Origin of the sequence: Methylopila musalis (assembly GCF_042679725.1) — a bacterium.
GTDB lineage: Bacteria > Pseudomonadota > Alphaproteobacteria > Rhizobiales > Methylopilaceae > Methylopila > Methylopila musalis.
Genome location: NZ_JBHTMX010000098.1, coordinates 1 through 10,894, shown reverse-complemented (window position 1 = coordinate 10,894; position 10,894 = coordinate 1). Strand labels below are relative to the sequence as shown.

The 10,894-nt window shown below is 70.9% G+C and carries 13 protein-coding genes; 5 read left to right on the top strand and 8 right to left on the bottom strand.

Annotated elements, in window-relative coordinates; all coding sequences use genetic code 11:
• The 7 genes from ACFQ4O_RS11190 to rpsF form a co-directional block, all read right to left on the bottom strand.
• Positions 1 to 612 (bottom strand): alanine racemase (locus ACFQ4O_RS11190; protein WP_378775775.1); only part of this gene is annotated, 612 nt, incomplete at its 3' end.
• Between the two features lie 22 nt (positions 613 to 634).
• The gene (locus ACFQ4O_RS11185; RefSeq protein ID WP_378775774.1) at positions 635 to 2,125 is read right to left on the bottom strand and encodes a replicative DNA helicase; all 1,491 of its coding nucleotides are present in this window, start codon (positions 2,123 to 2,125) and stop codon (positions 635 to 637) included.
• Positions 2,126 to 2,295: 170 nt separating this feature from the next.
• Complete coding sequence (locus ACFQ4O_RS11180; protein WP_378775773.1) at positions 2,296 to 2,928, bottom strand: DsbA family protein; 633 nt, start codon at positions 2,926 to 2,928, stop codon at positions 2,296 to 2,298.
• A 170-nt stretch (positions 2,929 to 3,098) separates the two neighbouring features.
• Positions 3,099 to 3,698, bottom strand: coding sequence for a 50S ribosomal protein L9 (gene rplI, locus ACFQ4O_RS11175; protein ID WP_378775772.1), 600 nt, complete (start codon positions 3,696 to 3,698; stop codon positions 3,099 to 3,101).
• A 49-nt stretch (positions 3,699 to 3,747) separates the two neighbouring features.
• Positions 3,748 to 4,704 (bottom strand): DUF2232 domain-containing protein, encoded by a 957-nt coding sequence (locus tag ACFQ4O_RS11170; RefSeq protein WP_378775771.1) that lies wholly within the window; start codon positions 4,702 to 4,704, stop codon positions 3,748 to 3,750.
• Positions 4,705 to 4,895: 191 nt separating this feature from the next.
• Entirely contained in the window at positions 4,896 to 5,144 is a 249-nt protein-coding gene (gene rpsR, locus ACFQ4O_RS11165) for a 30S ribosomal protein S18 (RefSeq protein ID WP_271204639.1), read from the bottom strand.
• The gene (gene rpsF / locus ACFQ4O_RS11160) at positions 5,144 to 5,599 is read right to left on the bottom strand and encodes a 30S ribosomal protein S6 (protein ID WP_271204640.1); all 456 of its coding nucleotides are present in this window, start codon (positions 5,597 to 5,599) and stop codon (positions 5,144 to 5,146) included. Before rpsF ends, rpsR begins: the two co-directional genes overlap by 1 nt.
• Before the next feature lie 193 nt (positions 5,600 to 5,792).
• Here rpsF and ACFQ4O_RS11155 point away from each other — a divergent pair, with 193 nt between their 5' ends.
• Positions 5,793 to 6,356, top strand: a complete 564-nt coding sequence (locus tag ACFQ4O_RS11155) for a hypothetical protein (RefSeq protein ID WP_378775770.1) — start codon at positions 5,793 to 5,795, stop codon at positions 6,354 to 6,356.
• 183 nt (positions 6,357 to 6,539) lie between these two features.
• Here the strand turns inward: ACFQ4O_RS11155 and ACFQ4O_RS11150 are convergent, their stop codons facing one another.
• Entirely contained in the window at positions 6,540 to 6,959 is a 420-nt protein-coding gene (locus ACFQ4O_RS11150; RefSeq protein ID WP_378775769.1) for a carboxymuconolactone decarboxylase family protein, read from the bottom strand.
• A 157-nt stretch (positions 6,960 to 7,116) separates the two neighbouring features.
• On the opposite strand from ACFQ4O_RS11150, the gene fabD reads away from it, so the two are divergent.
• The 4 genes from fabD to fabF all read left to right on the top strand — a co-directional run bounded on the left by fabD (position 7,117) and on the right by fabF (position 10,698).
• The gene (gene fabD, locus ACFQ4O_RS11145) at positions 7,117 to 8,076 is read left to right on the top strand and encodes an ACP S-malonyltransferase (protein WP_378775768.1); all 960 of its coding nucleotides are present in this window, start codon (positions 7,117 to 7,119) and stop codon (positions 8,074 to 8,076) included.
• Between the two features lie 23 nt (positions 8,077 to 8,099).
• Complete coding sequence (gene fabG, locus ACFQ4O_RS11140; protein ID WP_378775767.1) at positions 8,100 to 8,837, top strand: 3-oxoacyl-[acyl-carrier-protein] reductase; 738 nt, start codon at positions 8,100 to 8,102, stop codon at positions 8,835 to 8,837.
• A gap of 289 nt (positions 8,838 to 9,126) precedes the next feature.
• Positions 9,127 to 9,369, top strand: coding sequence for an acyl carrier protein (locus tag ACFQ4O_RS11135; RefSeq protein WP_271204747.1), 243 nt, complete (start codon positions 9,127 to 9,129; stop codon positions 9,367 to 9,369).
• A 63-nt stretch (positions 9,370 to 9,432) separates the two neighbouring features.
• Entirely contained in the window at positions 9,433 to 10,698 is a 1,266-nt protein-coding gene (gene fabF, locus ACFQ4O_RS11130; protein WP_378775766.1) for a beta-ketoacyl-ACP synthase II, read from the top strand.
• Positions 10,699 to 10,894 lie beyond the last annotated feature (196 nt).

Here is a 10,894-nt window from a genome sequence, read left to right as displayed (position 1 = left end):
CGCGCCGAGCAGCGTTCCGGCGGAGTTGGCGAGGCTTGCGGGAACGTCCGGCGCGAGCGACGCCAGCTCCGCGAACAGGGCGCGCTGGCGCTCGGTCTCCGGGCGCTCGGGCTCGTCGGCGCAGGCGAGATGGCTCATCAGAAGCGCCGGCCGGAACGGCAGCCGGGGCAGGGCGGCGCGGGCCTCGTCCGGCGACAGGCCGAGCCGGGTCATGCCGGTGTCGAGGTGGAGCGCGGCTTCGGTCGGCGCGCCGCTCGACGCCCGGAACGCGGCCCATTCGAGGACCTCTTCGGTCGAGCCCAGCACGGGGCGGGCGTCGAGCGCGGCGAAGGCGTCGGCCGCGCCCGGCGGCAGGCCGTTCAGCACGTAGAGGACGGCGTCCGGCGCCGCGGCGCGGGCGACTTCGGCTTCGCTCAGATGGGCGACGAAGAACGTGCGCGCCCCGGCCGCCCGCAGCGCCGGGATCACCTGGGCCGCGCTCAGCCCGTAGGCGTCGGCCTTCACCACCGCCGCGCATTCGGAGGCGGGGTCGAGCGCCGCCAGCGTCCGCCAGTTGCGCGCGATCGCGCCGAGATCGACGGTCAGGCGCGCGCCGGGAAACGAAGCGCTCACGGCCGCCCCGCCATGCGGCGGCTCACATCTGCTCCGGCAGATGGTCGGCGTTGGCGAGGTTGCCGAAGCGGGTGAACTCGGCCTCGAACTGCAGCATCACCGTGCCGGTCGGACCGTGGCGCTGCTTGCCGATGATCACCTCGGCCTTGCCCGCCACGTTCTCCATCTCCGTGAACCACTGGTCGAACTCCGGCGTGCCTTCGCGCGGCTTCTTGTTCTTCACGTAGTATTCCTCGCGGAACACGAACAGCACCACGTCGGCGTCCTGCTCGATGGAGCCGGATTCGCGCAGGTCGGACAGCTGCGGGCGCTTGTCCTCGCGGCTCTCCACCTGGCGGGAGAGCTGGGACAGCGCGATGATCGGCACCGCCAGCTCCTTGGCCAGCGCCTTGAGGCCGGTGGTGATCTCGGTCAGCTCCTGCACCCGGTTCTCGCCCTTCTTCGCGGAGGCGGAGAGCAGCTGCAGATAGTCCACCACCATCACGTCGAGGCCCTTGGAGCGCTTCAGGCGGCGGGCGCGGGCGGCGAGCTGGGCGATGGAGATGCCGCCGGTCTCGTCGATGAACAGCGGCACGCGCTGCATCTCGGCGACCGCCTCGGTGAGCTTGAAGAAGTCGCTCTCCAGAATGTCGCCGCGGCGGATCTTGGACGACGAGATCGAGGCCTGCTCAGCGATGATGCGGGTGGCGAGCTGTTCGGCCGACATTTCCAGCGAGAAGAAGCCGACCACGCCGCCGTTCACCGTCTCCACCCGCCCGTCGGGCAGGGTCTCGCCCTTGTAGGCGCGGGCGACGTTGTAGGCGATGTTGGTGACGAGCGAGGTCTTGCCCATGCCCGGGCGCCCCGCGAGGATGATCAGGTCCGAGGCCTGCAGGCCGCCCATGAGCTTGTCGAGGTCGTCGAGGCCGGTGGCGATGCCGGACAGGCCGCCGTCGCGCTTGTAGGCCTTGGCGGCCATGTCCACGGCGGTGGCGAGCGCCTGCGAGAACGGCTGGAAGCCGCCGTCGTAGCGGCCGGTCTCGGCGAGGGCGAACAGCTTGCGCTCCGCGTCCTCGATCTGGCCGCGGGGCGAGGCGTCCACGCCGGCGTCGTAGGCCTCGTTCACCAGCTCCTCGCCGATGCCGATCAGCGAGCGGCGGATCGCGAGGTCGTAGATGGTGCGGCCGTAGTCCTCGGCGTTGATGACGGTGGTGGCCTCGGCCGCGAGGCGGGCGAGATACTGCGGCACCGTCATGCCGCCGAGGTCGATCTCCACCGGCAGGAAGGTCTTGATGGTGACCGGCGTCGCCGCCTTGCCGGCCCGCACCAGGCTCGCCACGATGTCGTAGATGCGCTGGTGCAGCCCCTCGTGGAAATGCGCCGCCTCGAGGAAGTCCGAGACGCGCCAGAAGGCGTCGTTGTTCACCAGCAGCGCGCCCAGCAGCGCCTGCTCCACCTCCACGTTGGAGGGGGCCTGCCGGTACTGCGGCTCGGGGTCGATGAGGCGGCGGGCGAGGGAATCGGCGAGGGCCATGGCGAACAGGTCTTCGGCTGTGGCGGGTTTAACCAAGCTTAACACGGTCCGCCGTCCGCGAAGAACGAAGCGGGACCGCGCGTCCCGGAAACCGCCGTCTCCCCCGATTCACACAGACCGGAAAAATTGAGTCGGACGAGGCGGTTGACTCACGTCCGACTCGGATCCCTTCAGCGCGCGGCGAGGTGCGGATCGACCAGCGCCGAGAACTCATCCAGCGTCATCATGCCCGCCGCTTTTCGGCCGTTGACGAAGAAGGTGGGCGTGCCGGTGACGCCGGCGGCGACGCCCCGCCGGCCCACGGTGTTCACGCCGTCGAGCAGGCTCTGGTCGGCGAGGCAGGCGTTCACCTGCTCGGCGCCCATGCCGAACTGCCGCATCAGCCCCCGCAGGCCCTCCAGCGGATCGGGCGCGTGCGCCCAGGCGTCGTCCGAGCGGTAGAGCATGTCGACCACGCCGTACCAGCCCTTCTCGCCCGCGCAGCGCGCCAGCATGAAGCCGCCAGCGTCGAGCGCGTTCAGCGGGAACTCCCGGAACACGAACTGGATCTTGCCCGTGTCCACGTATTTCTGCTTCACGGCGGGCCAGGTCTTGAGGTGGAAGTCGCGGCAGCGGTGGCAGGTGAGCGAGGCGTATTCGATCACCGTGACCGGCGCGGAAGGCGAACCAAACGAGTTCTCCGGCAACGGCCCGGACTCCGCCAGCGCCTTCTCGGCGGCCGTCTGGGCGAAGGCGGGGCCCATGCCCGCGAGCGTGGAGGCGGCGGCGAGCAGCATCAGGTCGCGGCGGGCGATCAGGGGCATCGGTCGGGAAACTCCAGCGTGGGAGGGCTCAAGGCGGCGCGCGGACCTTAGGCGTCCGGAGCGGGATGCGCTTGAGGGTCGGCGCATCCGGCGCATCAACAGTCGGTGAAACGAAAAAACGCCCGGCGTGGGAGCCGGGCGTTTCTCGAAAGGTCAGGGTCGGGCGCCGCTCAGCGGCCCTCGTCCTCGCCCTCGTCGGAGGGGGCCTCGTCGCGGTCGCGACGGTCGCGGCGGTCGTCGTCGTCGTCCTCGGAGAAGGTCTCGAAGGCCGGGCCTTCCTCGCGGAGCGTCAGGTCCTCGCCCTCGGCCTGGCGCACGGCCTCGGCCTCGGAGCGGGCGACGTTGATCTCGACGAACACCTCGACTTCAGGGTGCAGGCGCACCGGCACCTTGTGCAGGCCGATGGTCTTGATCGGAACGTGCAGCACCACCTGGTTGCGGGCGACCGTGAAGCCCTCGGAGGTCAGCGCCTCGGCGACGTCGCGGGCCGACACCGAACCGTAGAGCTGGCCGGTCTCGCCCGCCTGACGGACGAGGATGACCGACACGCCGTCCAGCTTGCCGCCGACGGCCTCGGCCTCGTTCTTGAGCTCGAGGTTGCGGGCTTCGAGCTGGGAGCGCTGGCTCTCGAACTTCTTGCGGTTGGCCTCGTTGGCGCGCAGCGCCTTGTGATTCGGCAGCAGGAAGTTGCGGGCGTAACCGTCGCGCACGCGCACTTCGTCGCCCATCTGGCCGAGCTTGGCGATGCGTTCGAGAAGGATGACCTGCATGGGAGTTCTCCGTTTCTGTAAGCGTTGGATCGGGATGTGAGGCGAGGCGTCAGGAGCGCGGCGCGGGCGGCGGACCGCCGAAGCGCTTGCGCACGCCGATGCTGATCTCCGCGAGGCCGAGCGCCGCGAGGAACACGCCGATCCAGGGCTGGATCAGCAGCAGGGCGTAGACGCCGAACAGGATGAGCCCGCGCGTCGGCATGGCGCGGGTGGTGACGTGGATCACCGCGAGGCCGAGCAGGGCGAAGGCGACCATCAGCGTGGTCGCGAACAGCTCCGCCACCAGCCCGGCGAGACCGGGCAGGAACGAGCCGAGCATGGCCGCGAAGAAGCCGTAGGAGGCGGTGCGCGGGAAGGTCATGGCCGAGAGCTCCGGCCACGGCCGGATCAGCCGGCGCGATGCGCGGGTGACGCGGCCGGCGAGCCAGAGATTGAACAGCGTCGACACCGTCCACAGCAGCGCGAACATGATCGGCAGCAGCGCGGCCATCAGGTCGAACAGGCGGGCGCGGTCGTCCCCCGTGGGCAGGCCGGGCGTGGCCGCGCCGTCGGTGTCGAACACCCGCGTGAACATGGCCTTCAGCGCGCCCCGGAACTCCTCGAGCGAGGTTCCGACCAGCGGGATCGCGGCCGCCACCAGCAGCGCGCCGATCACGGCGGCCCACAGCACCAGCCGGCCGACCGGGTACCATTCGGTCTGGCTTTCAGTCGCGCCGGGGCGCGCCAGCAGCGCCAGATAGGCGAGCCACCAGGCGGGCAGGCCCACGGCGACGGCGTGGGCGAGGCCGCCGGTCGGTCCGCCCGCGACGCCGACCGCCACCGCCGCCCGCGCGGCGCCGATCAGCCCGGCGTGATGGCGCCAGCCGATGCCCGCGATCAGGATCGGCAGGGGCGCGATGTAGAACAGGAAAATGGCGAGGACGGAGCCCGACGCGGCCGAGGCGTAGAGCAGCGCGGACGCAAGTCCGGCGCAGAAGCCTACGAGCAGGAGGGGCGCGTTCGTCATCGGTCGTCCTGCTGTCCCGCCGGCGCAGGCGCCAGAGCGGTTAGGGCGGGGCTCATGCTTCGGCCCGGCCCAACGGCACCGTCACGAAACGGCGCTTCGGATCACTGGAGAGCGGCTTCGGCGCGGACGCCGAAGCCGGAAACGGTTGTCATCTCAAAAGGACGTCGGGGCGGCGCGGGGCCGCCCGGACCTCACTTGATGACGTAGGGCAGCAGGCCGAGGAAGCGCGAGCGCTTGATGGCGCGAGCCAGCTCGCGCTGCTTCTTGGCGGAGACCGCCGTGATGCGCGAGGGCACGATCTTGCCGCGCTCGGAGATGTAGCGCTGCAGCAGCCGCACGTCCTTGTGGTCGATCTTCGGGGCGTTGGCGCCGGAGAACGGGCAGGTCTTGCGACGACGGAAGAAGGGGCGGCGCTGGCCGCCGGACGCTGCGGCGGCCATCACTCGGCTCCCTGTTCGTCGCGGCGCGGGCCGCGGTCGTCACGGCGCGGACCACGGTCCCCGCCTTCGCGGCGGAAGCCGCCGCGCTCGCCGTCACGGCCGCCGCGGGGGCGATCGTCGCGGTCGTCGCGGTCACGGCGCTGAAGCATCGCGGACGGGCCCTCTTCGAGCTCCTCCACCTTCAGGGTAAGCACGCGCAGGATGTCTTCGCTGATGCCCTGCTGACGCTCCAGCTCGGCGACGGCGGAGGCCGGCGCGTCGATGTTGAGGAGCGTGTAGTGGGCCTTGCGGTTCTTCTTGATGCGGTAGGCGAGCGGCTTCACGCCCCAGTACTCGGTCTTGGTGACCTCTCCGCCGAGCCCCTGAAGGACGGCCTTGTACTGTTCGGTGAGCGCCTCGACCTGCTGCGCCGTCACGTCCTGGCGCGCCAGGAAGACGTGTTCGTAAAGCGGCATGAGGGCTTGAACCTTCTTGCGGTGGATCCTGCCGTCCGGCGCGAAGCCCTTCGAGCCCGCGAAGGCCCGAACAGATTCTCGAAGGCGGAGACACGGGAGGTCGGACCCGTTACGGTCCTGATCGGGCGAAGCCGAACCCTCCGTTCAGCCCCCAGCCGAACGACGCGAAGCGCGCCCTATAGAGGAATCCCCCGTGACGCGCAAGACCGCCGCCGGACCCACGACGACCGCCGGCGCGGGGTGGGCGCGGTTGGCGCGGGTCGCGACCTGGCTGATCCACGGCGCGATGGCCCTCCTCGCGCTCGGGGTCATTCTTTTCTTCGCTCTCATCGTGCTGTCGCGCACGAGCTATGACGACGACACGCCGGACGGCGCGGCGTTGCTCGCCCGGCTCGACGCGGCGCGTGCCCCGCTTGGGGATCGGGCCTCGCTCCGAACCGGGGCTCAGGTGGATCTGTCGGACGTCAACGGCGGCGCGTGGCGACAGATTTGTCTCTACGGCGGCTATCGGAACCTGACCGAGGATCTGCGGGACCGGGGCGTGGAGCTGACGCCGGCGGATGTCGCGACATGGGCGGCGAAGCGCAGGCTGTTCCGGATCAACGAGGTGGAGGAAGGCGAGTTCGGGGTCGCTGTAATCGAGGACGCCGGCCGGGTCCGTCTGCTGCATCTGAGCCGGGGGCTGGGCTCGTTTGGAGACCACTACGCCGCGTGCGTCAACCGCCCTCAAACCTCGGTTTGGGTGACGGGCGGTTGAGGCCCCGTCCGGACATCGCCGAAGCGCCCCGCTCTCCACCGTCATGCCCGCGCCTTCGCGCGGGTATCCACGATTTCAGCCGGCTGAACGGCCTGAACGTGCAAGTCGTGGATGCCCGAGACAGGCTCGGGCATGACGCGATCCTGAACGTCCGGGACGTTCAATGAGGTCAGGCTCCGACCCTCACGCGTCCTGCTGGCGCGCCTCTTCGGCCGCGGCGGCGTCGATCTCGTCGAAGGTCTCCTTCGCCACCAGCAGGGCGTTCACCGCGGCGGGGAAGCCGGCGTAGATCGCCATCTGCATGATGACCTCCACGATCTCGTCGCGGGAGAGGCCGACGTTCAGGCCGCCGCGGATGTGCCATGTCAGCTCCCGCTCCGCATGGCCGAGCGTGACCAGTGACGCGATGGTGGCGATCTGGCGGGAGCGCAGATCGAGGCCGGGGCGGGAGTAGACGTCGCCGAACGGGAACTCCACCAGATGGCGGGCGAAGTCCGGCGCGATCTCCGCGAGCCGCGCCACCACGCCCTCGCCCACCCGGTCGTGGATGCGCGACAGCGTGCGCCGTCCCCGGTCGTGGCGGCTTTCGGCTTCGTCGGTCATGGGCGCGTCTCCGGGGGTCTGGGCGGGCAGGGTTCCGGGGTTCGGCGGCCTCCGTCAATGGCCGCGGGCGGACGGGCTTCGGCGGTCCCTTGCTTGACACATGGGCCAAAGGCCTGTTTGCAGCCCGGCGAAACAAGAACAGCGGGAGTCCGCGCACGTGAGCATCGCCTTGATCTTTCCGGGGCAGGGAAGCCAGCAGGTCGGCATGGGCCGCGCGCTCGCCGACAGCTTCGCCGCCGCCCGCGCCGTGTTCGAGGAAGTGGACGCGGCGCTGGGCGAGAGCCTGTCCACGGTGATCTTCGAGGGGCCGGAGGACAGGCTGACCCTGACCGCCAACGCCCAGCCGGCGCTGATGGCGGTGAGCCTTGCGGCGCTCCGGGTGCTGGAGGCCGAGACCGGCCTCGACGTGGCCCGCCACGCCGCCTTCGTCGCAGGCCATTCGCTCGGCGAGTATTCGGCGCTCGCCGCCGCCGGCTCGCTGTCCGTCAGCGACGCGGCGCGGCTGCTGCGCGTGCGCGGCGACGCCATGCAGAAGGCGGTTCCGGTGGGCGAGGGCGCCATGGCGGCGCTGCTCGGGCTCGACCTCGACGTCGCCCGCGAGATCGCGGCCGAGGCGGCCGAGCGCGACGTCTGCGCCGCCGCCAACGACAACGCTCCGGGCCAGGTGGTGATCTCCGGCTCCAAGGCCGCGGTGGAGCGCGCCATCGCGCTGGCGAAGCCGAAGGGCGCCAAGCGCGCGGTGCTGCTGCCGGTGTCCGCGCCGTTCCATTGCGCGCTGATGCAGCCCGCCGCCGAGGCCATGCGCGAGGCGCTGGCCGGCGTGGCGATCGCGGCCCCGCGGGCGCCGCTGGTGGCCAACGTCACCGCCGGCCCGCTGACCGTGCCGGAGGCGATCAGCGCCCGGCGGGCGGGCCAGCTCGACGGCGCCGTGCGCTGGCGCGAGTCCATGGGCTTCATGGCGGGCGCGGGCGTCACCCATTTCGTCGAGATCGGCGCCGGCAAGGTGCTGGCCGATCTCGTGAAGCGCAACGCGGAGGGCGCGACCGGCGAGTCGGTCGGAACGCCCGAGGACGTGGCCCGCGTGGCCGCGGCCGGAACCTTCGTCGGAAACGCCTGAACCGCATCGATCGGGGAACGCTCATGTTCGATCTCACAGGGCGCACCGCCCTCGTCACCGGCGCCACGGGCGGCATCGGCGGGGCCATCGCCCGCGCCCTGCACGCGCGGGGCGCCGCCGTCGCCATCTCCGGCACCCGCGCCGAGGCGCTGCAGACGCTCGCCGACGAGCTCGGCGAGCGCGTCCACGTGCTCACCGCCAACCTGAAGGACGCCGCGAGCGTCGACGCCCTGCCGGGTCAGGCGGAAGCGGCGCTGGGCTCGCTGGACATCCTGGTCCACAACGCCGGCATCACCCGCGACAACCTCTTCCTGCGCATGAAGGACGAGGAGTGGGCGGACGTGATCCAGGTGAACCTCACGGCGGGCTTCCGGCTCTACCGGGCGGCGCTGAAGGGCATGATGAAGCGCCGCCGCGGCCGCCTCATCGGCATCACCTCGGTGGTGGGCGTCACCGGCAATCCGGGGCAGGGCAACTACGCCGCCTCCAAGGCCGGGCTGATCGGCATGTCCAAGTCGCTCGCGGCCGAAGTGGCGAGCCGGGGCATCACCGTGAACTGCATCGCGCCGGGCTTCATCGAGAGCCCCATGACCGACGCGCTGAACGAGAAGCAGAAGGAGGCGTCGCTCGCCCACATCCCGCTCGGCCGCTTCGGCCAGGGCGCGGAGGTGGCGGCGGCCGCGGTCTATCTCGCCAGCGACGAGGCGGCTTACGTCACCGGGCACACGCTGCAGGTGAACGGCGGCATCGCGATGGTGTGAGGCGGGACCGCCCACCGGGCCGGCGACGCCGGTTCGAGGCGAGAACGTCTTGGCGCGACTGGCGCCGGGCGGAGGGACATGGTACCAGACGCCCGGCCCGGAAACGGCGGCGGAACGGACCTCCGCCGCGCGGCCTGGCCGACGAACCGTTAGAAAGTCGTTGCCGGAACCGTCTTCCGCCTTCAAAAAGCCCTCTCGGAAGAATCGCGGCCTGCCCAACCGAACGCGGGGGCCGGGACTTCTCCACCGAGGCGATCTTCCGAAGCAGAACCACCGAAGGAATAGCTAGATGAGCGACATTGCCGAACGCGTGAAGAAGATCGTGGTCGAGCATCTCGGCGTGGACGCCGAGAAGGTCACCGAGAACGCGAGCTTCATCGACGACCTCGGCGCGGACAGCCTCGACACGGTCGAGCTGGTCATGGCGTTCGAGGAAGAGTTCGGCGTCGAGATTCCGGACGACGCCGCCGAGACCATCCTCACGGTCGGCGACGCCACCAAGTTCCTTGAGAAGAACGCCGCGCAGGCTTGATCTGCGCCGCATCGACACGGCGGGCATGATGCAGGACGGAACTCGGTTCCGGCGAGCCGCGCGATGAGGCGCGTCGTCGTCACGGGCCTCGGGCTGGTGACGCCGCTGGGTAGCGGCGTCGAGACGGTTTGGCGGCGGCTCACCGCCGGCGAAAGCGGGCTGCGGAAGATCGAGACCTTCCAGGTCGACGATCTTCCGGCGCGCATCGCCGGCGTCATCCCGCGCGGCGACGGTTCCGACGGAACCTTCAACGCCGACGACTGGATGGAGCCCAAGGAGCAGCGGAAGGTCGACGACTTCATCGTCTTCGCCATGGCGGCCGCCGATCAGGCGCTGGCCGACAGCGGCTGGACGCCGAAGACGGAGGAGGACCGCTACGCCGCGGGCGTGCTCATCGGCTCCGGCATCGGCGGCCTGCAGGGCATCGAAGAGGCGTCGCTGACGCTGCGCGACAAGGGGCCCCGCCGCCTGTCGCCGTTCTTCATCCCCGGCCGGCTGATCAACCTGGCCGGCGGCCAGGTGTCGATCCGCCACGGCCTAAAGGGGCCGAACAACGCCGTCGTCACGGCCTGCTCCACCGGCGCGCACGCCATCGGCGACGCGGCCCGGCTCATCGCGCTCGGCGACGCCGACCTGATGGTGGCCGGCGGCACCGAGTCCCCCGTCTGCCGTCTGGCGGTCGCGGGCTTCGCGGCCTGCAAGGCGCTCTCCACCGGCTTCAACGACGAGCCCACCCGCGGCTCGCGGCCCTACGACAAGGACCGCGACGGCTTCGTGATGGGCGAGGGCGCGGGCGTGGTGGTGCTCGAGGAGTACGAGCACGCCAAGGCGCGCGGCGCGAAGATCTACGGCGAAGTGATCGGCTACGGCCTCTCGGGCGACGCCTTCCACATCACCGCGCCGTCCATGGACGGCGACGGCGCCTATCGCTGCATGAAGGCCGCGCTGAAGCGCGCGGGCGTGGAGCCGGGCGCGATCGACTACGTCAACGCCCACGGCACCTCCACGCCGCTCGGCGACGAGATCGAGCTCGGGGCCGTGACCCGGCTTCTGGGGGACGCGGCGTCGCGCGCCACCATGTCCTCCACCAAGTCGGCCATCGGGCATCTGCTCGGCGCGGCCGGCGCGGTCGAGGCGATCTTCTCCCTGCTCGCCATCCGCGATCAGGTGGCCCCGCCGACGCTCAATCTCGAGAACCCGTCGGTGGAGACCGAGATCGACCTCGTGCCGCTCAAGGCCAAGCCGCTGAAGATCGACGTGGCGCTGTCGAACTCCTTCGGGTTCGGCGGCACGAACGCCTCGCTGGTGTTCCGCCGCGTCGAGGCCTGACGCGGCGAACGGCTTTCGCCACAATGACGACTAGACTGCCGGCGCCGCCATCGCGGGCCGGCGGTCGCGCCGCCCGTCACCCGCCCGTTCAGGAGGAGCGTCGAGCTTGAGCGCCGAGCCTACGCCGCCCGCCCCCCCGTCCGATCCCGTCGCGGGCCGGGGCCAGACATCCGACCGCCGCGCGCTGCGCGGCGCC